Annotated in this window: 29 protein-coding genes and 1 tRNA gene; 15 read left to right on the forward strand and 15 right to left on the reverse strand. The window is 33.8% G+C overall.

The features are described from left to right. Position 1: 1 nt before the first annotated feature. Complete coding sequence (nadB, locus tag AC6EIZ_RS08815) at positions 2 to 1,702, forward strand: L-aspartate oxidase (RefSeq protein ID WP_498510548.1); 1,701 nt, start codon at positions 2 to 4, stop codon at positions 1,700 to 1,702. Here nadB and AC6EIZ_RS08820 read toward each other — a convergent pair. The 7 genes from AC6EIZ_RS08820 to AC6EIZ_RS08850 all read right to left on the reverse strand — a co-directional run bounded on the left by AC6EIZ_RS08820 (position 1,689) and on the right by AC6EIZ_RS08850 (position 6,545). Next, the gene (locus AC6EIZ_RS08820; RefSeq protein WP_498510550.1) at positions 1,689 to 2,630 is read right to left on the reverse strand and encodes a vitamin K epoxide reductase family protein; all 942 of its coding nucleotides are present in this window, start codon (positions 2,628 to 2,630) and stop codon (positions 1,689 to 1,691) included. The two genes, nadB and AC6EIZ_RS08820, sit on opposite strands and share 14 nt — an antisense overlap. Positions 2,631 to 2,797: 167 nt before the next feature. After that, on the reverse strand, positions 2,798 to 2,890 hold the full coding sequence (gene petL / locus AC6EIZ_RS08825) for a cytochrome b6-f complex subunit PetL (RefSeq protein ID WP_011294102.1): 93 nt from the start codon (positions 2,888 to 2,890) through the stop codon (positions 2,798 to 2,800). A gap of 62 nt (positions 2,891 to 2,952) precedes the next feature. After that, positions 2,953 to 3,354: a DUF4346 domain-containing protein gene (locus tag AC6EIZ_RS08830; protein ID WP_498510552.1), complete on the reverse strand. Its 402-nt coding sequence runs from the start codon at positions 3,352 to 3,354 to the stop codon at positions 2,953 to 2,955. A gap of 84 nt (positions 3,355 to 3,438) precedes the next feature. Next, the gene (locus AC6EIZ_RS08835; protein ID WP_498510554.1) at positions 3,439 to 3,705 is read right to left on the reverse strand and encodes a hypothetical protein; all 267 of its coding nucleotides are present in this window, start codon (positions 3,703 to 3,705) and stop codon (positions 3,439 to 3,441) included. A 31-nt stretch (positions 3,706 to 3,736) separates the two neighbouring features. Continuing rightward, entirely contained in the window at positions 3,737 to 4,918 is a 1,182-nt protein-coding gene (locus AC6EIZ_RS08840; RefSeq protein WP_498513244.1) for a GNAT family N-acetyltransferase, read from the reverse strand. A 22-nt stretch (positions 4,919 to 4,940) separates the two neighbouring features. Next, the gene (locus tag AC6EIZ_RS08845) at positions 4,941 to 5,618 is read right to left on the reverse strand and encodes a RibD family protein (protein ID WP_498510555.1); all 678 of its coding nucleotides are present in this window, start codon (positions 5,616 to 5,618) and stop codon (positions 4,941 to 4,943) included. Then, positions 5,619 to 6,545, reverse strand: coding sequence for a 6-carboxytetrahydropterin synthase (locus AC6EIZ_RS08850; RefSeq protein ID WP_498510557.1), 927 nt, complete (start codon positions 6,543 to 6,545; stop codon positions 5,619 to 5,621). A 52-nt stretch (positions 6,546 to 6,597) separates the two neighbouring features. On the opposite strand from AC6EIZ_RS08850, the gene AC6EIZ_RS08855 reads away from it, so the two are divergent. Then, complete coding sequence (locus AC6EIZ_RS08855; RefSeq protein ID WP_498510559.1) at positions 6,598 to 7,194, forward strand: shikimate kinase; 597 nt, start codon at positions 6,598 to 6,600, stop codon at positions 7,192 to 7,194. On the opposite strand, the gene AC6EIZ_RS08860 is transcribed toward AC6EIZ_RS08855, so the two are convergent. After that, positions 7,148 to 7,411 (reverse strand): CRR7 family NDH-1 assembly protein, encoded by a 264-nt coding sequence (locus AC6EIZ_RS08860; RefSeq protein WP_498510561.1) that lies wholly within the window; start codon positions 7,409 to 7,411, stop codon positions 7,148 to 7,150. The genes AC6EIZ_RS08855 and AC6EIZ_RS08860 overlap by 47 nt on opposite strands. On the opposite strand from AC6EIZ_RS08860, the gene AC6EIZ_RS08865 reads away from it, so the two are divergent. Beyond that, positions 7,410 to 8,147, forward strand: coding sequence for a DUF6816 family protein (locus tag AC6EIZ_RS08865; RefSeq protein ID WP_498510563.1), 738 nt, complete (start codon positions 7,410 to 7,412; stop codon positions 8,145 to 8,147). The genes AC6EIZ_RS08860 and AC6EIZ_RS08865 overlap by 2 nt on opposite strands. Here AC6EIZ_RS08865 and AC6EIZ_RS08870 read toward each other — a convergent pair. Continuing rightward, a complete protein-coding gene (locus AC6EIZ_RS08870; RefSeq protein ID WP_498510565.1) occupies positions 8,134 to 8,853 on the reverse strand; it encodes a glutathione S-transferase family protein in 720 nt (239 codons plus the stop codon). The genes AC6EIZ_RS08865 and AC6EIZ_RS08870 overlap by 14 nt on opposite strands. A gap of 60 nt (positions 8,854 to 8,913) precedes the next feature. On the opposite strand from AC6EIZ_RS08870, the gene AC6EIZ_RS08875 reads away from it, so the two are divergent. The 4 genes from AC6EIZ_RS08875 to AC6EIZ_RS08890 all read left to right on the forward strand — a co-directional run bounded on the left by AC6EIZ_RS08875 (position 8,914) and on the right by AC6EIZ_RS08890 (position 12,032). After that, entirely contained in the window at positions 8,914 to 9,120 is a 207-nt protein-coding gene (locus AC6EIZ_RS08875) for a DUF751 family protein (protein WP_498510567.1), read from the forward strand. Between the two features lie 2 nt (positions 9,121 to 9,122). Continuing rightward, entirely contained in the window at positions 9,123 to 9,494 is a 372-nt protein-coding gene (gene rbfA / locus AC6EIZ_RS08880) for a 30S ribosome-binding factor RbfA (RefSeq protein WP_498510569.1), read from the forward strand. 17 nt (positions 9,495 to 9,511) lie between these two features. Continuing rightward, entirely contained in the window at positions 9,512 to 11,146 is a 1,635-nt protein-coding gene (locus tag AC6EIZ_RS08885) for a glycoside hydrolase family 3 N-terminal domain-containing protein (RefSeq protein ID WP_498510571.1), read from the forward strand. A gap of 100 nt (positions 11,147 to 11,246) precedes the next feature. Next, positions 11,247 to 12,032, forward strand: a complete 786-nt coding sequence (locus AC6EIZ_RS08890) for a uroporphyrinogen-III synthase (protein WP_498510573.1) — start codon at positions 11,247 to 11,249, stop codon at positions 12,030 to 12,032. 2 nt (positions 12,033 to 12,034) lie between these two features. On the opposite strand, the gene AC6EIZ_RS08895 is transcribed toward AC6EIZ_RS08890, so the two are convergent. Beyond that, positions 12,035 to 12,487 (reverse strand): SRPBCC family protein, encoded by a 453-nt coding sequence (locus AC6EIZ_RS08895; RefSeq protein ID WP_498510575.1) that lies wholly within the window; start codon positions 12,485 to 12,487, stop codon positions 12,035 to 12,037. A gap of 3 nt (positions 12,488 to 12,490) precedes the next feature. Continuing rightward, positions 12,491 to 13,951 carry a 9,9'-di-cis-zeta-carotene desaturase gene (gene zds, locus AC6EIZ_RS08900; RefSeq protein WP_498510577.1) on the reverse strand — a complete coding sequence of 487 codons (1,461 nt, stop codon included), beginning with the start codon at positions 13,949 to 13,951 and terminating at the stop codon, positions 12,491 to 12,493. Positions 13,952 to 14,057: 106 nt separating this feature from the next. Between zds and AC6EIZ_RS08905 the strand changes: the two genes are divergently transcribed. Both AC6EIZ_RS08905 and AC6EIZ_RS08910 read left to right on the forward strand, forming a co-directional pair. After that, positions 14,058 to 14,447, forward strand: a complete 390-nt coding sequence (locus AC6EIZ_RS08905; protein ID WP_498510579.1) for a HesB/IscA family protein — start codon at positions 14,058 to 14,060, stop codon at positions 14,445 to 14,447. A gap of 29 nt (positions 14,448 to 14,476) precedes the next feature. After that, positions 14,477 to 14,896, forward strand: coding sequence for a tetratricopeptide repeat protein (locus AC6EIZ_RS08910; RefSeq protein WP_498510581.1), 420 nt, complete (start codon positions 14,477 to 14,479; stop codon positions 14,894 to 14,896). Between the two features lie 26 nt (positions 14,897 to 14,922). Here AC6EIZ_RS08910 and AC6EIZ_RS08915 read toward each other — a convergent pair whose 3' ends face one another. After that, positions 14,923 to 15,852: a TIGR01777 family oxidoreductase gene (locus AC6EIZ_RS08915; RefSeq protein WP_498510582.1), complete on the reverse strand. Its 930-nt coding sequence runs from the start codon at positions 15,850 to 15,852 to the stop codon at positions 14,923 to 14,925. A gap of 189 nt (positions 15,853 to 16,041) precedes the next feature. On the opposite strand from AC6EIZ_RS08915, the gene AC6EIZ_RS08920 reads away from it, so the two are divergent. Continuing rightward, positions 16,042 to 16,323, forward strand: coding sequence for an NAD(P)H-quinone oxidoreductase subunit O (locus tag AC6EIZ_RS08920; protein ID WP_498510584.1), 282 nt, complete (start codon positions 16,042 to 16,044; stop codon positions 16,321 to 16,323). A gap of 2 nt (positions 16,324 to 16,325) precedes the next feature. Here the strand turns inward: AC6EIZ_RS08920 and AC6EIZ_RS08925 are convergent, their stop codons facing one another. After that, complete coding sequence (locus tag AC6EIZ_RS08925; RefSeq protein WP_498510586.1) at positions 16,326 to 16,979, reverse strand: J domain-containing protein; 654 nt, start codon at positions 16,977 to 16,979, stop codon at positions 16,326 to 16,328. A gap of 21 nt (positions 16,980 to 17,000) precedes the next feature. Next, positions 17,001 to 17,969, reverse strand: a complete 969-nt coding sequence (cysK, locus tag AC6EIZ_RS08930) for a cysteine synthase A (protein ID WP_498510588.1) — start codon at positions 17,967 to 17,969, stop codon at positions 17,001 to 17,003. A gap of 142 nt (positions 17,970 to 18,111) precedes the next feature. Here cysK and AC6EIZ_RS08935 point away from each other — a divergent pair, with 142 nt between their 5' ends. The 5 genes from AC6EIZ_RS08935 to AC6EIZ_RS08955 all read left to right on the forward strand — a co-directional run bounded on the left by AC6EIZ_RS08935 (position 18,112) and on the right by AC6EIZ_RS08955 (position 21,992). Then, positions 18,112 to 19,677 carry an ArnT family glycosyltransferase gene (locus AC6EIZ_RS08935; RefSeq protein WP_498510590.1) on the forward strand — a complete coding sequence of 522 codons (1,566 nt, stop codon included), beginning with the start codon at positions 18,112 to 18,114 and terminating at the stop codon, positions 19,675 to 19,677. A gap of 83 nt (positions 19,678 to 19,760) precedes the next feature. Then, positions 19,761 to 20,021 carry a UPF0367 protein family gene (locus AC6EIZ_RS08940; RefSeq protein ID WP_498510592.1) on the forward strand — a complete coding sequence of 87 codons (261 nt, stop codon included), beginning with the start codon at positions 19,761 to 19,763 and terminating at the stop codon, positions 20,019 to 20,021. Positions 20,022 to 20,044: 23 nt separating this feature from the next. After that, positions 20,045 to 20,728: an ABC transporter ATP-binding protein gene (locus tag AC6EIZ_RS08945; RefSeq protein ID WP_498510594.1), complete on the forward strand. Its 684-nt coding sequence runs from the start codon at positions 20,045 to 20,047 to the stop codon at positions 20,726 to 20,728. Between the two features lie 29 nt (positions 20,729 to 20,757). Next, positions 20,758 to 20,829, forward strand: a tRNA-Asn gene (locus AC6EIZ_RS08950). A 365-nt stretch (positions 20,830 to 21,194) separates the two neighbouring features. Then, entirely contained in the window at positions 21,195 to 21,992 is a 798-nt protein-coding gene (locus AC6EIZ_RS08955; RefSeq protein ID WP_498510596.1) for a response regulator transcription factor, read from the forward strand. On the opposite strand, the gene AC6EIZ_RS08960 is transcribed toward AC6EIZ_RS08955, so the two are convergent. Further along, positions 21,989 to 22,948, reverse strand: coding sequence for a DNA polymerase III subunit delta' (locus AC6EIZ_RS08960; RefSeq protein WP_498510598.1), 960 nt, complete (start codon positions 22,946 to 22,948; stop codon positions 21,989 to 21,991). The genes AC6EIZ_RS08955 and AC6EIZ_RS08960 overlap by 4 nt on opposite strands.

Here is a 22,948-nt window from a genome sequence, read left to right on the forward strand (position 1 = left end):
TATGAATTTAAATACTGGATTTAATAAAAATGATATTTACTCAACTAATTGGGATGTAATTGTTATTGGCGCTGGAGCTGCAGGCTTAATGTCTTCTCTTGAATTGCCATCAAATTTAAAGATTTTGCTGTTAAATCGAAATACTAGTAAGCGTTCTTCTAGTAGATGGGCACAAGGCGGAATGGCTGCTGTCACGCGAATTGAAGATAGCGAAGATATTCATGCTCTGGATACCATTAAAGCTGGTGCTGGCCTTTGTGATTTTGAAGCAGTTCAAATGTTTGTTCATAGTGCTCCGAGATTAGTTGAAAGACTTTTAAACATCGGGATGGAATTTGATAGAACATCTGGGAAGTTATCAACAACTCTTGAGGCTGCTCATACTCATAGAAGAGTACTTCACGTAAAAGATAGAACTGGGAAAGCATTGGTTGATGTCCTCAATGAGCAGGTCGATCAAAAAGATAATGTTCTTCATCAAAGAGGAATTAGAGTTACCCAGATTTGGGTTGAAAGAGGAAGATGTTCAGGGGTCCAAGTTCTTGATGGACCAGCTTTACGTTGGATAAAAGCTAGGGCAGTTGTTTTGGCTACCGGTGGCGGTGGCCATTTGTTTGCTAATACTACAAATCCAACTCAAGCTGCAGGTGAGGGAATTGCTTTGGCTTGGAGGGCTGGGGCTTTCATAGAGGATCTCGAGTTTTTTCAGTTTCATCCAACTGCTTTGAAATTGGATGATGCACCTTCCTTTTTGATTTCTGAGGCTTTAAGAGGAGAGGGTGCTTTGTTAGTTGATTCACTTGGTGAAAGCCCAGTCGATCATCTTGAAGGGAAAGATCTTGCATCAAGGGATCAAGTTAGTAGGGCTTTATTTAAGGCAATGCAAAAGCAGAAAGTTGATTACATTGGTCTCGATCTCCAATCCATTGCTGTTGATGATGTAGAAGCTCGCTTCCCATCAATTTTTAAAAGGTGCCGAGAGCTTGGCCTAGAACCTTTAAAAGGATTAATACCAGTAGCTCCATCTGCCCATTATTGGATGGGTGGAGTCGCTACGAACTTGAGGGCACAAACCAATATTAAAGGACTTTTTGCGATCGGTGAGGTGGCATGTACAGGTCTGCATGGTGCAAATAGGCTTGCAAGCAATTCATTGATGGAGTGTTTGGTTTTTGCAAATCAAATGCGAAATATTGAATTATATGATTTTAAAACTTCCGACAGATCAGAAAATAATTTAAGTTTTCATAAATCAAATCTTCGCTTTTCAAAAGAAAAAGGAACTGAGTATTTAACAAAAGAGATCGAAAAACTTAGACAATTATGCTGGCGTGTGGCAGGAGTTGATCGATCCTCAAAAGGCATGAGTTCCGCTCTTGCAAAAGTCAAACGCGATTATCAAAATATTTTAAATGAGCCCTTATTAAATTTGGTTTTTTCTCAGTCAAAATATTCAATTGATGAATTCGATGAAATTCCCAGGAGAGATCTTAATTTACTTCTTGATCTGAGTAATAGACAGATGTCAAGTTTGCTTATGTTGGAGGCTTGTTTATTTCGTAAAGAGAGTAGAGGAGGTCACTTTAGAGATGACTTCCCTACGTCAGTTCCTTTTTGGAAATGTCATACTCGTCAAATAAAAGGAAAGAATATACATACAAGACCTATTGGGGATAAAGCTGCCTTACCTAAAAATCTTTAGAACCTTTGTAATTACTAAGTCTAGCTAATTCTTCTAGACTTTTAACTCCTGAATCAATTGAGCCATTAATTTCCCAAGAAGGGAAACCTGTTATTCCTTTTTCTTCACAAAGATCTATTTTGTTATTAAATCCATCTTTTGCACATTCCACTAAATTTAATTTTTCTGCAGCTTCTTTACCGAACATTTCTTTTTGATCATGACAATGTGGACACCAATATGCGTTATACATTACGGCTCCTTCTTTTGTTAGATGTTCAGCGAGTTTTATTTTTTCGGGAGAACTTATCGATATTACGGCAGGTGGAATACCAAGAATATTATTGGAAACTTCCTTGGTAGATGGATCAACTGATGATGACCATATTAGCCCTGCTAGAAGAACTGCTACTGACATAAGAAAACCTCTGAAAAATAATTTTCCATAATCTTCCCATCCGCCTCCAAATAGATTTAACAATAGAATTGAAAATGATATTATAAAAGAAAGAAGACAAAAAAAACAGAAAGCCTTGATTTTGAATATCATTATTGATACTAAAATTAAGCTAAAAATAAAAGTCGATGTAGATATGTAAAATGATACCCACCATGCAATTTTTGATATATTATTTTTTTGATTTCTGAGTATAGGTATTAATGGAAAGATTGCCATTAATAAAATTAATAAATAACTAATTAAACCAATGAATGATAATGGAATAGTAAAATTATTTGTTTGAACAAAATTCCCCCAAGGGCTATTTAAAACTTTATCGCATCCTCCTAATCCTCCTGGACAGGTTAAATCTCCTATTAATCCCCATTTATTCAATGTTATTGATCCTGTATCAATAACTCCGACTGTTGATAATATGGCTATTGTAATTCTCGCCCATTTCGAACCAAGATCTTGGCGACGACGACTTTTTAGTCTTGACGATCCCATATGGATGAATTCTGAAAAATCAGTTTATTTTGATTCTAATGAATAATTCATTTAAAGCCTTAATGATCTAAATCATATTTTTGTTTAAGAACCATTTAAATACTTAAATTGGTAATACATATAAATTTCTTGAACTAATTTAGTACTCTTAAGAGTGATTTATATATTCAGATTAATTTAATGGCTTTGAGGGCTTTTTGAATCAAGAATGCTGCAGAAAGTCCTGCACCAACAAAAACTAAGTAAAAAAGAATTCCCATTTGATTTAAATACCTCTACTAATAATAGAACATCAGTGCTTTATCTTTTGAATTTATTAATTTTAATCTTGTATGTATTGCTCACCGGTTATTAAGCATTTCTCTGCACGCTGTAGTTCACGACCAATGTAAATGGCATGATCTATGCGACTGATGGGTAATGGATCAAGACCCTCAGAGATTTGAATACCTACATGTTTGGCACTTTTCCCTCTATAGATATAGCTTGGTTGACTTCTATTTTTTGTTTTACAACCAATTGGTTCTCCCGACTCTGGGTCTATAGCTCGACCTTGCTGATCAATATTATTTAAGAAATGTTCAACTATTATCTCATTAGTTAGGAAGTCAATTTTAATTAAAAAATAACCTTTTGGGTCAAGCTCTATTTGCCGCTTAGATAATTTATCATCTAAAAGCTTTATTGATTTAATCAAGTCTTCTTGGAGATCTAGATTTTGCATTTTTTTTAATTTACAAATTAAAAAGAAGATAAACAAGTCAACTATTTTGTTGCCATTAAATTTTTAAATTTTTCTTCAAAAGATTTATCCTGAAATAAAGCTTTTTAAGATTAAAAATATAAGTAGGTTTATAAAAATAAAAGATAAATAAACAACACCTGGATTTTTTAGTCCTGCTGGTGCTGTTAGTTCATAGCCAAAAAGAGTAATTACACCTTGTGTTCCTTTATCTTTATAACTAAAAATCCCTTGAGCATAGAAAGGTTTTTCTTCATTAGAATCAACTTTTTCTTTCTCGGTGGAAAGCGCTTTATCTGCCTCAGGAGAATCTAGTAAATTGTTTTCTGTCATGGAGATTAAGTCTTTAATTTGTCTGAAGTTACTATGTATTTGATAGTTTTGGCTCTTCAAACTTAAAAGGTACTTCATTATTTGTAGCGTTTATTTGATCAATCATTAACTTATTTGCTTTTGGTAGCCATTCTCTTATTAATGAGTCCATAGGTAAGTTGTACCATCTGTGAAGACTTGCATTGGGTTTGGCAATAAAACCTCTTCGTTTTTTGTGACTCCCGCCCGCTCCAGGGTCAAAATATTTTATTTTATTTGCTATTGCCCACTCAATCGGGGAATAATAACAAACTTCAAAATGTAAATTATCTATATTTTTTTCTGCACCCCAATACCTTCCCCAAAGCATATTTTCATTTTTCATGCATAATGACATCCCAATTGTTTTATCAGTTTCTACTTCTTTTGCCTCAAATAAAACAATATTTTCTTTGAGATCTGTTGATGTAAGTTCAGTAAAAAATGATTCAGTCAAGTATTTACTCCCCCAAACTCCCCATCTCGAACAATGAAGCTCGTAAAAATAATGCATTTTTTTTAAATTCATTACGTTTATTTGTGATCCACTAAGAGACTCAACTTTTACTCCACATTTTTTTATGCTTTCTCTTTCTCTCTTAATATTTCTACGTTGATTAGAATTAAATTTTTTTAAAAAATCAGAAAAACTATTTTCGTCATTCAATTTTAATAAACTTTGTTGGTTGACCCACTTAGCGCAATCTAGAGATTCAGCTATTTTCATCCATTTAGGATCCACATATAAAAAATTACAACTTAAAATCCTATTTTGTTTGGCAAAACTATCAATTTCAGAGATTAATATCTTTGTGAGATCTACATTATTAACGCCTTCAGCAAAAAGAAATCGATAACCTTCTATTGGGCTTAATGGACTCATTCCAATTAGTTTTGGATAATATTGAAGTCCCATATCTTCAGCTAATTGAACAAAAGCATTATCAAAAATAAATTCTCCATAACTATGAGATTTAAGATATAGTGGGGCACATGCAATTAAATTATTCTCACTCCACGCAGAGATAAATAGTGGTTGCCATCCATATTTTGTACTAACACTTTTTGATTTTTCTAATGCATTTAACCAATCCCACTTGTAAAAAGGAGTTGAATTTTCTTTTAAGAAATTATTCCAAATAATTTTAGGAACTTCTTGGATTGATGCATGCCACTTGATTTTGATATTACTCATTTCTTTTACACTAGATCTATATTCAGGATAAATTATTTCTAAAATATCTGATAAGTAATTCATTATTACCAAGCTTTTTACTTTCTTTTAGAATCCAGTTATTTTTTTTATTCATGATTGTTTTTAGCTTTCTTAAGTCAGATGAAACCCAGCAGTACCCCCCTCCTAAAAGATCAGGAGTAATAGTAATTTGTAATTCATTTATTAGATCCTCTAAAAGAAAAGCTGAAATAAGATTTGCGCCTCCTAGTAATACAATTTTCGCAATTCCTTTCTCATATAAATCATTAAGAGAATCACGCCACGTGAGTTTTAAATATATTTTTTTATCGAATCCATTAGGAAGCATAATCTCATTTTTCTTATCTTGCTTTTGGATTAACCATTTTTGAAGTGGTTGTTTAAAAAAAATCCAATTAGCTGGAAAATCTATTTGATTGCTGGCTATAAGAGCAATTGGCTGTTCATTCTTTCCTTCTGAAGTTCTTTTTTTTAATAAGTTTTTATTTTTAATGACACAAATTGATTGATGATCTCTCAGCGTTTGCCCTCCCATTAAAATTCCATCTGACCAAGCAAGTGATTCTTCTAAAACTAAACGATCACCAGACTGACCTAATTGTGTTTTTCCACCTTCTGGATATGCGATACGTCCATCAATACTAGAAGCTAAAACTAGCTTAACCCATTTTTTTTTCAATTATCTCAGCAAACCAACTTGATTCTTTGAGTCTTTAGTATCAATCTTTGATTCAGGTATGTTTGCATAAACTTCGGCTGCATTATTTGGACTCTCCTGCAATTTTATCTTATATAAATTTGCACCAATCGCGTTGATTGGATTAGTTAATTGATCTGAAATATGTAATGCAATATTTTCAGCTGTGGGTACACAATTTGCAAAATAAGGAATATCTTTATTTAAAAATGTATGATCAAAAGGCTCTACAACCAAATCATTAATTAACCTATTTAATGTAGATAAATCACATATCATACCAGTTCTAGGATTAATCTTGCCTTTGACAGTTATATCTACTAAGTAATTGTGACCATGTCCATTAGGCCTAGCACATTTTCCGAATATTTTCTCGTTTTCGGATTGAGGTAAGTCTTCTCTTGCTAAGCGATGAGCAGCTGAAAAGTGTGTTTGAACTGTTAAATAAGCATCCATAGCATTTCCTAGATAGTCAGCCCAGAGTTTTGGGTTTTCGTAAAGACGAAGAGATTTTAGGGGTAATTGAGATTCAAGGCGCCCCCATATAATACGAACTAAACTTTCGGTTGTGGGAAGACAACCTTCGGGTTTAGAAAGGTCAAACTCTGGCCAAGTGTCATTTAAAAAACGAAAGTCAAGCTGACTTGTTACTTCGTTTTTTATGGCATGTTTTACATCTGAAAGGTTTAAGACCATGCCATATTTATTAAGTTCTCCTTCCATGGTTACGATTAACTCGTAATTATGACCGTGGCCAGGAGCTATTGAGCATGGGCCAAACAAAGCTGAATTATCATCATCAGATAATTCAGGGAGCCGATATAGGTGGCTTGAACTAAAACAGGCTCGCCTTGTTATTACACAGGTTCTCCCCTCTCCGTGGGACAAATTAGATGTGATTGCTTCCATAAAATTTTCACATCAAAATACATCTTAATAACTTTTAGTTACTTCTGTCTTTATGGCCGCCCAATTAACCCCTAAAACTCTTAAAGAAAAGTTAGGTGGTCGAAATATATTTTTGATAGGAATGATGGGTTCTGGCAAAAGTCAAACGGGACCAGTTCTAGCCAAAATGATCAATTATGCTTTTGTTGATACTGATGATGTTATAGAAAAAGCTTCTAAACAATCTATTGCATCTATTTTTGAAAAAGATGGAGAAAAAGTCTTTAGGGATGTTGAAAAAAAAGTTTTAAAAGAAATTAGTCAACATCATTCTCTTGTAATTGCTACAGGAGGCGGTTCTGTTACTTTGCCTGAAAACTGGGGCATTCTTCATCAAGGAATAGTTATTTGGTTAGATCTTGACTTGAAACGTTCAATTAAACGATTAGAAAGTGATAAAAAGAAACGCCCTTTACTAATTGGGGATGAATTAGCTGAGAATTTTAGGCGGATTTATGAAAGTAGAAAACCAGTATATTTAGAGTCAGATTTGAGAATAGAAGTTGAGGATCAATCTCCGAATGAGGTTGCAACTATGATTATTGAACGTTTGCCAAGCATCCTTATTGACCCTGAGACTCAAGCCGAACGGCATACCACTGAATTGTAAAACCTGTTTTGATTTCTAAGTCGCATGCTGTATCAAGCAAATGTTGAGCAGCTTCTTGTATTGAAGACTTACAAGCAAGATCCAATGGTAATGAATCGAATTTATTTAACCAAGATTGAAGCCATAAAAGAGTTTGTTCTTTATCCAGGAATTGTTCACATTCACCAGGAACCAAAACAACATAATTATCCATTTCTCTAATTAGCGGATCAGACATGAGACAGAAATTTTTCTTTTTTTTAATTTCTATTTTAATTATTTTTACTCATATAGGTATAGGTCCTGTGTTTGCTGAAAGTAGTCTTGAAATAAATAATTTTCAACCATCTAAGCTTTATGAACGCAAATTAATTTGGCCTGATTGGCGCTTCCCTTCTTCTATTAAGCGCCCAGGATTAAAAGATGATTTGATTTACCCTGATTGGTTTGAAGGCGTATGGGATGTTACTAGTGAGATAGAAAGTGATCAGAATCAAGAACCTATTATTCACTCAGCTAAATTTATACGTAATACCTCTGGTAATTTAATTGCTGATCGTGAATACAACACTAAGTCTTATGCTTTTAGCACAAAGACTGATGGTTTTTTATCAGTAAAGAATGACCCTAAGTCTCCTAATCGTCAGTTTGCTAAATTAACTGAAGATAGGTATTTAGAGACAAAAATTATAGGAAGAAAACAAGAAAAAATAGATAATAATATTTTTATTACTGATGAATTAATTTTACAAATTTTGCATACACCAGAATTGAGCAGAGTTAGCCAGGTCGAGACATTGACTGAGTTTAAAAAATGTGGACCCAACCAAAATAATGAGATAAATCTAAGTCACTCTAATATTTGTGGAGAACAATTCCAGGCAATTTACAAACAACCTGGGCAAAATTTTATTTCTTTGCCGATTAAAACAGAGAAATCTAAATTAATACTTAGAAAGGTTAATTATGATTAGTTGTTATTAATTTATCTTCAATTAAATCTCTCCAGTGAAAAATATTTTGAAGACTTGGATCATTTATAAATAAAGAACACCCTTTTCCTTTTAGACTTTCTCCAGATGAATTTGGAAATTTGAGTAGTGATAAGTGTGATGCTACAGATATATCAGCAATAGACACCTTATTTCCAATAAGAAAGTTTTCTTGATCAATTAAATTTGATAGATATTCTAGATTTTGCTTTAGAGATTCTTTCTCTTTATGGTTTATAAACCCAGAGATCTGACTAGCAATTTTTGTAGGAATATTAAGAAGCAGTTTTTGCATAGAATCCGAAATTTCGTTGGTGAATAAAGAGGAAATCAATATTGGATTCTTTGTAAGCTCTTCTAAAAAGACGATTTTTATAGATTTTGCCAAAGTTGTATCGGCCCAATTTTCTATTATTTGTGCCTGAGAAGCTTCTTTTAGACCCTCTGGAATTAATTTTGGTTCTGTTTCAATTTTCTCTAAGTGTCGTATTATTGAACTTGAGTCATGGATTGTTGTTTCCTTATCAAAAAGCACGGGTAATTTTTTTTGTCCTGTTTTTTGAAAGATATCTATTTGCCCTATGGCTGGAGTTATCTCAACGGTTCGATATTCAAGCTTTTTTGCAGCTAAAGCCATTCTTACTTTCAAGCAATAAGGTGAGTGCCTAAATTGATGAAGTTCCAACATTTTATTTTCCATCAAATGCTTAGCACAGTAGCTATTAATTCAGTTTTTTGTTGGTGAAAAATGGGTGAGTTTTTTTCTAATGTTTCTAGATATCCAAAATATCTCATCACAATAGTTTTGGGGGTTTTCACTGCTGCAATTTCTCCATTAATTAAACGAGGTAGTAATCCGATTACAGCGATTGCTCTTGTTGGGGCGTTATTAAGTGGACTTCTGACAATAATTTTCTTATTAAAAGCTATGGCTTTCCCTGCACCAATTACTTAAATATGGCTCATTCAAGAAGAGTAGAAAAATTAGCCGCTTTAATCAAAAGAGAAGTTAGTGAACTTTTAGTTCATGGTGTGAAAGATGAAAGAATTCATCAAGCTATGATTACCATTACCTCTGTTGAAGTCTCAGGTGACTTACAGCATGCAAAAATTTTTGTAAGTCTTTTTGGCGAAGAGAAAAAAAAAGCTGAAGTGCTAGTTGGTTTAGAGGAAGCAAAGAGATTTATTCGTGCTGAGCTTACTCGAAGGCTTCAAATGAGACGATCACCTGAGCTTGTTTTTAAGATTGATAAAGGTATGACAAAAGGTCCTGAAGTTTTAGATCTTCTCAATTCATTAGAACTTGAACGTAAAAGTAAAGACTTATAGATTAATCAATATTTTTGATGAATAAATCTGATCTTAGAAGACAAGTTGCTGAATTATTTATAGTGAGAGCAAGTGGATTTAATCTTGATTCGCAACGTTTATATCCCAACTTAGAGGAATCTAATTCAAATCTTCAAAGACTTTTAGAACAAGGTGTTGGTGGAGTTATTTTTTTAGGAGGAACCGTAAAAGAATTAGAAATTCGTTGCAGTGTCTTGAAAAGATGGTCCGGTAAACCTCTTCTCTTATGTGCTGACATTGAGGAAGGTGTTGGTCAACGATTTTATGGAGGAACAAAGTTTATTCCTCCAATGGGTATAGCTCAGATTTATAAAAAAGATCATAATTTAGCAATTTCTATTGCTGAGAAAATCGGATATTTTACTGGTAAAGAAGCAAAATATATTGGTTTAAATTGGCTATTAGCACCAGTTTGTGATATCAATAACAATCCAAATAATCCGGTTATAAATCTAAGAGCTTGGGGAGAAGAAAGTGAAACAGTCAAAAGTTTAACTTGTGCTTTTTATAGGGGTGTTTCTAGATCACAAATGCTGACTTGTGCAAAACATTTTCCTGGACATGGGAATTCTGATATTGACTCTCACTTAGATCTGCCAGAAATACATAATGACTTATCTGAATTAGAGGATTTTGAGTTAATTCCTTTTAAATCTTTAATCAATCAAGGAGTAAATAGTGTAATGATAGGACATTTATTTTTTTCAAAGATTGACCCTATTTTTCCTGCAACACTTTCAAAAAGACTGGTTACTGATTTATTACGAATCAAATTAAAATATGATGGTTTAGTTGTTAGCGATGCATTGGTTATGAATGCAATATCTAATAAATATAGTAGTGGTATGTCTGCAGTTATGGCATTTGATGCAGGAATTGATTTAATTATGATGCCAAAAGATATTGATGAGGCAATTGATTCTCTTACTGATGCGTTTTATTCAGAAAAAATTTCTTTAGAAAGGTTACATATATCTAGAGAAAGAAGAAAAAAACAACTTGATTTAATTGGTAATAAAAATGATTTAGAAAAAGAAGAATTGAGGGATCAAGATATTAAGAATAAATTTTTATTGGATGCTTATAGATTTAGTAATTCTACAATAAAAAATTCAATTTTTGTCAGAGGAGAAAGTACTATAAAAGCCAAAGTTAATGATATAAACCTTATACAAATTGATAATTTTGATCAAGTATCTAGTAAATTTGTTCCTGCATTAAATTTACCTAAGGCAGTAGGCTTTAAAAATTTAATTATACATCCACTTGGTATCAGTCCATGGCAAAAAAATAATAAAAGATTTTTAGAATTGGGGCAATTTGGTAATAGTAGAATTCTTGTTCAGCTTTTTGTAAGAGGTAAACCATTTGTCGGATTAGATTATCATAATGATCATTGGATAGACGCTATAAAAAATTTAGAAATTGAGGAAAAATTATCAGGAGTTATAATATATGGATGTCCATATTTCTATGATAAAATTAAGAAAACTATTCATGATTCTATCCCTTTAGCTTATAGTCCTAGTCAAATAGAGGAAGCACAAAATCAAATTTTAAGTCGTATTTTGCAGTCAAAAATAGTTCAAAAGGAAATTGATGAAAAATCAAGTCAAGAATTTACTGATTGAAAATTGTTTAATCGAGAATTTAGTATTCAAATAAATCTTTATTATTGTTTAAATAATTGCATAGTTATTCTTTAGACTTCCTAGAAAGAAGCATACAGAAATGGCTTTAACCGACAAAAAGATAATTATTACTCGTGCCCAAGAACAGACTTCAGAGGCTTGTAAGATCTTTCGAGAAAATGGAGCTGAGGTATTCGATCTTCCTTCATTAGTGATTGGACCTCCAGATGATTGGACTCCTTTAGATGATGCCTTAAAGGAAATTACTACCTTTGACTGGATCATTTTTTCTAGCGCAAATGGTGTTAGAAATGTTGAAAATAGACTGAAAGAAATAGGCTTATCTTTATCGAAAATTTCTCAGACTATTCAAATTGCCGCTGTTGGTAGAAAAACAGCTTCTTTGTTATCAGACATTGATGCAAAGATTAGTTTTGTTCCTCCTAGTTTTGTTGCAGATAGCTTGGTTGAATATTTCCCTCAGAATCAAAAAGGTTTAAAATTTTTGATTCCCAGAGTACAAACTGGAGGAAGATCAATATTATCTGACTCTTTCAAATTAAAAGGAGCAGAGGTTACTGAAGTAGCTGCTTATGAATCTTCTTGTCCTAAATATATACCTCAACAGACTATTGAGGCTTTGAATAGTCGGCTAATAGATATTATTGCTTTTACTAGTGGTAAAACAGTAATAAATACTGTCAGCTTATTAAAAAAATACTTTGGTGAAAATTGGTTGAAATTATTTGAAAGGATTAAAATTGTTTCGATCGGACCCCAAACAACTATTAGCTGTGAAAAGCTTATAAGAAAACCTGATCAAGAAGCTTCCCCGCATGATCTAGAAGGATTATTAAAAGCTTGTTTGAAATTAGAATTTAATTAAATTTATGCTGATTTTTCGACGAGTTCTTTAAATCCATCAAGATTTTTTTGTAATTCTTTGGTTACCATTCCTCCAAGAATATTTGCTTTCATTAGATTTGCTAAAACTTGAGGTAATTCATAGGATATTTTTAATTTAACCACAGTTTTAGCGTTCTCTTCACTGTAAAAGCGTACTGAACCTTTAGTAGGTAAACCACCAACCGACTTCCATTTCAATTTCTCTGCTTCTACTCTTTCTGTTATTTGAGCTTTCCATTTAAAACGAAATCCATTAGCTGCCAGTGTCCACTCTGTTAAATCAGGAAGTGTCGAGGTCTTTTCATCGACTGTCTTAACTGACTCAATCCATGTCATCCACAAAGGCATTGAATCTAAATCACTCCAAAACTTCCAGACAAGTGCAACTGGAGCATCGATTTCACTGATTACGGTGTGATCAAGCCATTTCCCCATTTCTTAAGCAACCGAAGAATTTTTTGCTAGTGAAACAGACTTTGAGAGCATTGCTGAAGCAGCAAGATGGCCGCTCATTGTTGCACCTTCCATAGAGTCAATGTAGTCCTGTTTTGTGTAACTGCCTGCTAAGAAGAAATTATTAAACGAAGTTTTTTGATCTGGTCTATATGGCTCCATTCCAGGAGCCTCCCTGTAGAGAGAATGAGAAACCTTGACTACATTGCTCCATAAAAGCTTTAAGCCTCGTGAAGAGGGAAAAAGTGTCCTGACTTGTAAATCAGTATGTTTTACAATTTCATCAGAGGATTTGGTGATCCAAGGATCTCCAGGGGTTAAAACACATTGAAGTAGAGAGCCTTGACCATCTTTTTTATAGTCTTCTGGACTTGATAAAGCTAAATCTGCAAAACAACTAAAATCAGCATCGGCTGTATATAACAAGTTGTCTAAACCGGATGGACTTTTTAGGTTTTTTTGAGCTTCTTTATTGTTGATTTCCGTTACCCAGCCATCGTATCTAAGTTGCACTGTCGCGACTGGAACAGCATCAAGTTTAAAAAGTGAGTCAAATTCTTTAAAACGTCTCCATGACCTAGGAATTATTCTTTTTATACCAGACACATCACAAGCAGCTAGATATTTATCTGCTTGAACTTTGAGTTCACCCTCAGGAGTTTGAAGGGTTAAACCAGTAACAGATGGTTGGTCAGAATCCTCTGAATGAATTTCTTTAACAATATTCTCTAAGTGAAGTCTTCCGCCTCTTTCTTCAATGTAATCGAGTATTGGTTTGGTAAGCCATTTGTGGGGTGAGCCCTTCAACAGGTTGAGCTTGGATGCTTCTGTTTTCGAAGCGAACATCATGAAGATAGTAAGCATGCATCTTGCAGAAATGGCCTCGCAATCAATAAATCCCAGCGCATAGGCAATTGGATTCCACATCCGTTCGATACTATTTAGGCTGCCTCCATGGTTAATAAACCATTTTTGAAAGCTTATAGAATCTAGTGATCGTATTGTTTTCATCGCACCTTCATAGTCAATAAGCCCTCTTACTATTGGACTTGTTCCAAGAGCAAGAGCATTCCTTAGTTTGTCAATCCAATTTAATTGAGGTGTAGTGAAAAAGGCTTTTAAGCCATTAAAAGGAGCTCCTGCAAAAAATCGAAAATCAAGTGATTTAATGTCACCGCCCTTGTTTACAAAAAGGTGAGTGTGTTCTTTTGGTAAAAGATTTTCAAATGCCCCTACTTTTCTCATTAATGCAAACAGATTGGCATAGTTGAAAAAAAACACATGCAAACCCATCTCTATGTGATTGCCATCGGAATCTTCCCAGCTCCCAACTTTGCCTCCCATAAACGGTTTTGCTTCATATAGGTCGACCTCGTGTCCTTCATCAACAAGGTCAACTGCAGCAGTCAATCCTGCTAAACCTGCGCCTATTATTGCTATTTTCACTCGTTTGATTAGATGGATACACTAACTCTATGAACAAAAACTCTTTTTTGGCACTTTTAAAATCGAATATAATTAATAGAGTGTTATTAAAGTTAGGAAAAAAACAATGAGTGAATCAAGCGCGCCGCCAAAAACTCATAAAGCTCAAGGTGGCAAGGGAGTGCTTATCACAACTCCTGCACTGGATCAGTTGTCTAGACTTTGCAAAGAACAAGGCTCAGGGAAATTATTGAGAGTAGGAGTACGTTCGGGAGGATGTAGCGGCATGAGTTACACAATGGACTTTGTGTCTGCTGATGATATTCAAAAAGATGATGAAGTTTATGAATATTCAGTAGGAAGCAGTTCTTTTAAAGTGATTTGTGATCCAAAGAGTCTTTTGTATATATATGGTATGCAGTTAGATTTCAGTACAGATTTAATTGGAGGAGGTTTTAACTTTACTAATCCCAATGCATCACAAACTTGCGGCTGTGGGAGTTCATTTGCAGTTTAACTTTAACTAAAAGAATTTTAAAATTAACAATGGATCCATCAGAGGAAAGTTTTTTTGAAAAATCACTACAACGCTATAAAGCTGGTTCACCAGCAGAGGATTTAATAGAAGATTTTCAGAAAATAGCTTCTTCTAATCCAAGTAATGCTGCGGCATGGACATGCTTGTCTTGGTTGCAATTGTTATGTGATTCACCTCATGAAGCTTTGCGATCTGCAAGATATGCAGTGAAACTCAATGGTCAAGATCCACAGTCAAGGATAAATTTGAGTCTTGCATTACTAGAGACCAATTCTAAGGGCGTTAGAGATCATATTGATTATGTGAAAAGAGCTATGTTAGTTCTTCCAGAATTAGAAAAAGAACTAAAAGAATCATTTGAAGATGGTTTTTCACGAAAACCTGATTGGAAGACGTTACTTAAAATACAAAGATGGTTAGATCTTTGATTAGTTGTGAAATTCGATTGAAACTTTTAAGTTAATATTGCTTTAAAAGCATCATTAATTGTAGGGAAATTAAATTTAAATTTGAGTTTGTTAAATCTTTGAGATTGTACATTTTGTCCCTCTAAAACCACACGAGCCCCATCTCCTAAAATTAACTTTAATATTGGCCCAGGAACTGCCAGAAGGCTTGGTCTTCCAAGTACTTTGCCAAGTGAATTAGAGAACTCATTCATTCTTAAAGGATTTGGTGCAACCCCATTGACCACACCTGACCAAGAAGAATTTTTCACACTTTCGTTGATAAGATTGCAAAGATCTGATCTGTGTATCCAACTCATCCATTGTTTTCCATCTCCTATTGGACCACCAAGACCTGCTCTAAAAATGGGAAGCATTTTTCCAAGTGCTCCGCCATCTTTAGCTAAGACAATTCCTATTCTTACAATTAAAAGTCTCGTCGCTCTTGGTTTGTTTTTTGCAATAGATTCCCATTCTTTGCACAAATTCGCTAAAAAATCATCACCTGGAAAACTTTCTTCAGTGAATTCAGTTTGAGGATGAGAGCCATAAAACCCAATTGCTGATGCATTAATAAGAACTTTTGGGGCTTTTTTTAGACTGCGTAGGTTTTCAATTAAATTCTTGGTTGTATTTATGCGACTATTTATAATTTCTGTACAATGATCGCTGGTCCATCTTTTCTCAGCAATCGGTTCGCCAGCAAGATTTATAATCCCCTCGCAGCTCTTAAGAGAGTTTTGAATTTCTTCTGCATTCCAAGACGAAGACTCAGCAGGATTCATTTGAATGACATTGATGCTTTGGTCATTAGCGATGCTTTTTAGTTTTTCTTTAGGCTGTCTAGATAGGACTGTTAGGCTGTGACCTTCTTTGATTAGTAAAGGAATTAATTCTCTTCCGATAAATCCAGTACAACCAGTAAGTAGTAATTTCATAAGTTCTCTAATTAGATTTGTTTAGCTTAGAGGGATTTTGATTAACTTATGGTGCTGATCAATCAAGAATATTTGCGTTATGGAATTTGCAATTAATTAATGACATGATTTTTATCATTTTGTTTTAACTGCTATTCTTCATTTAAATATTTGAATTAAGTCATTAGCCTTTTTTATTAATTATTTAAAATGTCTGAACAAACTGGAAAAGTAGATGATTCACAATCACCTCCAAAGATAAAAAAGAAATTCAGAAAAGGAGATCTTGTAAAAGTTGATCGTGAAAAATATTCTAATAGCCTAGAATCTAAAGCAAGCGACACTAACTTACCTGAATATATTTTTCAGGGGCCTGGAGAAGTATTATTGATTAAAGGTGATTATTGTCAAGTTAGGTGGAGAAGACCAGTCCCTGATGTGTGGATAAGCTCTGATCATATAGTCTCATATGAATCAATAAAAAAAGTTTGAAACTATAATATAAGCCATTCTTTTTTATTGCTTTGCAAGAATTTTCTTTTTTTCTTAGCTATAGCAATCATTGCCTTCCCATCATGGAGATAATTATCTACATAGCCCATTGTATAGCGTTCTAATTCATTAATTCCATCCTCAACATGTGATAAGCAGTGATAGAGGTCCAAGCTGAAATCTCTTATAATTGAAGGACTTGCAGAAGAAGTATAAATTTTTTTAATCTTAGTTATTTTGTTCTTACTCTTCTCTAGATATAGACAGAAAGAATCCATTAATATTTGATCATATGGGTCAGCAGATAAATCTTTTATTTTTGAACCTAATGGATTAATTATTTGTCCTAATAATTTATCAATAGGGAGGTATATATTCTGAAACCATTTTTTTATATCTTCCGATTTAGAGTAATTATCAGTTTCTCTTTTGTATTCATGCTGGTTGTAAGCTTTTGAATTCTTAACTTTAGTTAAATTAAGATCTTTATGTTTTTTCTTTAATATTTCCCATGCTGAGTTTACGTCGAGCATTATTGCTGCATCTCCACCTTTGTCTGGATGATGAATTTTTACAAGTTTTCTATATGCTTTTTTAATATCTTCTAGTTTTGCGTTGGGATGAACTTTTAATATTTGATATGGGTCTTTGCTCATTGTTGAATGATGATTTCTTTTTTAGAGGTACTCATTCCCTTTTACTGGGTTTGTGGGGATGGAAGTAAACATTGTTGTTGAGAGATATCTTTCCCCAAAACTAGGCAGGATCACAACCAATCGCTTATTCATAAACTCAGGTTGATTTCCTACTTTTAAAGCAGCTGCAACTGCAGCACCACTGCTAACACCACTTAGCAATCCTTCTTCTTTGGCAAGTCTTCTTCCTATATCCATTGCCTCCTTGTCATTGATTCTTATGATTTCATCAATTTGATTCATATCTAATACTTTAGGGATGAAACCAGCACCAATCCCTTGTATCGCATGTGATCCAGGATCACCTCCTGAGAGAACAGGGCTTGATGAAGGTTCTACCGCAAAAATCTTGATTTTTGGATTTTTTTGTTTTAAAAATCTGGCACAACCTGTGATTGTTCCTCCTGTTCCTACTCCAGCAATTAATGCATCAAGTTTGCCTTCGCAACCTTTCCATATTTCTTGAGCGGTAGTTTTTTCATGAATTTCAGGATTAGATAAATTATCGAATTGCTGAAGCAAATAAGCATTAGGTATGGAAGCTACCAATTCCTTTGCTAGCTGAATAGCCCCTTGGATTCCCTCTTTGCCAGGAGTGAGTTGAAGCTCTGCTCCAAATGCTCTTAACATTGAGCGTCGTTCAGTACTCATTGTGTCAGGCATTGTAAGTATGAGCCGATAACCTTTTGCTGCAGCAACCATGGCCAATGCAATTCCTGTATTCCCACTAGTTGGTTCAATAAGAACAGTATGTCCAGGTTTGATGGTGCCTTCTTTTTCCGCTGATTTCACCATTGCACCAGCTATGCGGTCTTTTACTGATGCTGTCGGGTTAAAACTTTCTAATTTGGCTACAATTTCCGCTCTACAATTAAATTCATTAGGTAATCGATTCAGTTTGACCAAAGGTGTTTGGCCAACTAAAGAAGTTATGTCATTAGCAATTGGCATAATCTTATTTTAAAAACTTGAATCAGTTTCGAGGGAAAGCTATTTAATAATTCAATTCTTTATTAATAATGAGTGAAAATTTGTTTTTCAAAAGCTTTATTGCCTTTTTAGAGATATAAATAGATGGAATAATTTTTTGATATTGTCCGAGAGCATTTCCCACAGCTATAGGCCTCCAATTTTATGGATTTTTCTTTTTTGGACGATAGCTTGTGGAATTGCATTTGTCTCTCTGGGAAATTTGCCTTTAAGAGATTTTGATGAAGCAACTGTCGCACGAGTTGCACTGGAATTAAACCAGAAAAGTGGACTAGAGCGATTGCTTCCTTCTATCTGGGATAAGCCCTATTTGAATAAACCCCCTGGCTTGCATTGGATAATATCTTTTGCCATAGGAATTAGTCGAAATTTCCAAAATAGTTTTGATTTATTACCCTCTGAGTTTTCTATAAGATTTTTCCCAGCATTTTTTTCTACTTTTGTTGTTCCATTGGGTGGACTAATTCAGTGGAATCTGCGACCTAAAGATCGAATAGCGTGTATTACTACCTCTGCAATATTATTGACTTTATTGCCAATTATTAGATATGGCAGAATGGCAATGTTGGATGGAACACAGCTTAGTGCTATTGCACTGTTATGGTTTTTCTTATCATCAATAAAAAATAATAGGTCTACTAAATTTAATTTTTTAGGAGCGGGATTTGCGTGTAGTTTTATGCTTTTACTTAAAGCGCCTGTAATTATTCCTGCGCTACTTGCATCTTTATTACCTTTAATCTGGGAATATAAATCAAAAAAATTTTTTAATAATCTTTCATTTTCCTGGTTCTTTTATGGTGTAATTCCTGGTTTAGCTTGGCATGTATGGAACGTCGTTTCATATGGTTCAGGGGCTTTCTGGTTGTGGTGGGGTGATGGAGCAGGAAGAGTTTTATTTGAAAAAGGTTCAGGAAGCGAGCTAGGAGTCCTGGTACCAATAATTGAAATTTTTGAAGGTGGATGGCCTTGGATTCTTGTGTGGCCAATTGGTTTTTTGTGGGCATGCTTTAGTCTTAATACTCGTTGGGGTATTTGGGCATTTAGTACTCAGATAATTATTATAGGAAGTATTTTACCTCTAAAAATGCAACTTCCATGGTATATCCATCCATTTTGGTTGCCTTTTGCTTTAGTATGTGGCCCACCAGTGTCTTGGTTAATTGAAAGGAAAGAGAGTGATTATATTTTCGCGAGAGAAATATTAAGAAGAATTCCTTATGTATTATCTTCCATTGGAGTATGCTTATTTGTATTTTCTTTTTTAGTTAAATTAAATGTTATTAACTATGAAGATGATTACTTTAGTGCGATCTTTTCTATTGCTTCGGCCTGGTTTGTTGGGGGATTATCATTAGTTAATTCAAGAAAGAATATTAGAAATTTTGGTTTTGTTGCAATAATTTTTGGAAGCATAATTGGTTTATTCTTTTTTGTGAACTCTAAATTCTGGTTATGGGAAATAAATGAGAATTGGGATGTGAGGCCTGTCGCTGAATTTATATCAGACTTCCCTGATCAAAAAATTTATATTAAAAATAGTTTTGAGCGACCAAGTTTAAATTGGTATGCACGAAAACAAATCAAAACTCTTGACGAAAAGAATCGAACTAAATGCAACGCAATTAAGAAAACTAATGATTGGGATCTTTATATATGTAATGATTAAATAAAATATTATTATTAACATATTTTTCACTTATTCTGCTTTTCTTTGTAAGAATTATCTAATTACAAGAGTTTTCCAAACAAGTGTATTGTATCGAGCTTACTATTAAATTAAGTCCTATGCCTTTGGTAGTAGAGAGAAAAGAGCATGGAGAAGCTCAAAGGATTTACTCTGAAGTTGTAGATTCTATTCAAAATGGGAATCAAAGGCTTTTAGAGTTGACTTGCGAAAAAGTTGAAGATAAGAGAATTTCTGTTCTTGTTAGTGAAATTACAGCTGTTCAGATTTATGAAAAAACTAGTAGCAGTAGTATTAAAAGGCCTGGATTTTCACTTCAGGATTGAGGTAAAATAGGAGTTTTTCAATTTTGAAACAAACTGAGTCTGGCTATTTGGAATTCGATAATGTTTCTTTTTCTTGGCCTAATGGATTCAATGTTATTGATCAATTTTCCTTCTCAATTGTAAAACCTGGTTTGTGGATGCTAGTGGGTGAAAATGGAAGTGGTAAAAGCACTTTGTTTCGCTTAATCAGTGGAGCAATTCGCCCTAAAAGTGGAAAAATTTTTTGTTCGCTTAGACCATCAATGGTTTATCAAAATCCAGACCATCAATTGCTTATGCCAACATGTAAAAGTGAGTTGATGCTCAGTATTCCTAAAACCATTCCTAATAGTAAGTTATTTAATTTGATTCAATCTGCTCTTGAAAAAGTGGATTTATTAGAAATGTTGGACAGACCTATTCATACTTTAAGTGGTGGCCAAAAGCAGCGGTTAGCTATAGCTGGAGCAATTGTCAGCAATTCAAATTTACTTTTACTTGATGAGCCCACCGCGCTATTAGATCCCAAGAGTCAAAATTCAGTTTTGAAAGTAGTCAAGAAATTGACAAGTTCCTCAGCTAACCCAATAACTGCAATATGGATTACTCATCGTTTGGAAGAATTATTTTTTTGTGATGGAGCGGCAATAGTTAAAAATGGAGGAATAAGTAAGTGGAATTCAGGTTCAAAAGTGTTCCAAGAATTAAAATCACTTGCCCTTAGGTAGCTGGCAAGGGTAAGTTCTTAATGTTGCTATCCTCGGTAGCTCAGCGGTAGAGCGATCGGCTGTTAACCGATTGGTCGCAGGTTCGAATCCCGCCCGGGGAGTTTGAAAAAAAAAATGGGAATTTGTTTTCCCTATGAAAATATCGTTTTTGATATTTACACTCCAAATAGATATTTCTTGATTTGTAAGATAAAAACAAATCTCAAAGATTTATTTATGAATGTTTTTTCTGGGAGTTTTGAGAATTCCTTAACAGAAGGCCCCTAGAATCGGAAGACTTTCTAAAGACAGTTCAGCTTTTTTTTTCCTTTTTAAGTTAAAAAAACAAGTGATATCAAATGATTTGCTTGATTTAGGTATGGAAAAACGAATTTTCCCAATTCTGCAATAAAAACAAAATTTTGAGAGAATCATATGAATCTTTAGTAATCGCAGCTGCGGGTACTTTTAAATTGCTCAGTTATTAATGAAGCCTTGCATTTTACTTATTGAAGACGACCAAGACATGAGAGATCTGGTTGCAGGGCATCTTGAGCACACTGGTTTTGATGTCCAAAAAGCTGAGGATGGCATCAAAGGTCAGGCGCTAGCTTTGCAATACGCACCTGATCTTATTCTTCTTGATTTAATGCTTCCTAAGGTTGATGGTTTAACTCTTTGTCAACGCTTAAGAAGAGATGAGAGAACCGCAGGTATACCTATTCTTATGATTACTGCTTTAGGTGGTATCAAGGACAAAGTGACAGGTTTTAATTCTGGTGCAGATGATTACATCACAAAACCATTTGATCTAGAGGAATTACAAGTAAGGATCAAGGCATTGTTAAGAAGAACTAATCGTGCTCCATTAGGAAGTAATAATCAGCAAGAAATACTTAACTACGGCCCTCTTACACTAGTTCCTGAAAGATTTGAGGCGATATGGTTCGAATCTCCAGTACGTTTGACGCATCTAGAGTTTGAATTGCTACATTGTTTAATGCAAAGACATGGGCAGACAGTCGCTCCCTCTTTGATTCTTAAAGAAGTTTGGGGTTATGAACCTGATGATGATATTGAAACAATACGTGTGCATGTAAGACATTTAAGAACCAAGCTTGAACCTGACCCTAGAAAACCAAGATTCATTAAAACTGTCTATGGTGCTGGGTATTGTTTGGAACTACCAACTGGTGAAAAAATTAAAGAAATTCAACCCTTAATAGTGCAAGCCAGAGAAGCTAGATCTGTTAATGAGAATACTGATAAAAAAGTGATTGCTTAATCAAGCAAATTTATTTCTAATAAAGTTACTTCCCAAGCAAGTCTAGGTTGTACATAACTCAACAATTGTTTTCTTAGCTCTTCAAGTTTTTTAACCCCATATGAATTTTTTTCTTCTCTCCAGATTTTGTTTTGTTGGAAATTAATAAACCATAGTTGTTGCTCTAAATTGAGTTCATCAGTGATTTCCTTTGCTAATTTGAGTAACTCAATTGGATTAGTTGATTTGATTTCAAGCTTTTCTTTTAAAGCACTTGAAATAGTTAACCAATGTTGAAGATTTATTTGATATCTTCCCGGGGATCCATATGAAAAATCTATCAATTCTCTAATCTTTTCACTAGGAATGTCATTTATGTCTTGAATGTCTTTTTTTTTCTGAATAATTTTATTTACTTGATTATCGTTTAGGCGTATAAAAGGAACTATTTGACATCTTGATCTTATTGTTGATAATAATGTATCTGGTCTTTGAGTGATAAGAATAAATAATCCAGTATTTGGTTCTTCAAGAGTTTTTAATAATGCATTTGAGGCAGATTCATTTATTTTCTCAATATCTTCAATTACTACTATATTTTTATTTGATTCCAATGGCTTTTTCCCTAAGAATTCTATTATTTCTTTAATATGATTTAACCTTATTTTTGGAGCTGATTTCATATTTATACTTTCTAACCTTGCGTTTGTTTGAGAAATACTTTTACCTTGTACTTGATAAGAAGGTTCTATCCATAATAAGTCAGGATGATTGTTAGTTTCTATTCTCCTTTTTGTGGTTTCATTATTATCATTTTTGTCAAGAATAGCTTTAATAAAAACTTTTGCAGTTTTTCTTCTCCCAACTCCCTCTGGTCCGGAGAACAAATAAGCAGGAGAAATATGTTCTTTTGAAATAGCAGACTTTAAAATTTCAATTGCTAAATCCTGCCCAAATATATTTTTAAAATCATTCAT

Source organism: Prochlorococcus sp. G4PB16 (genome assembly GCF_059772465.1).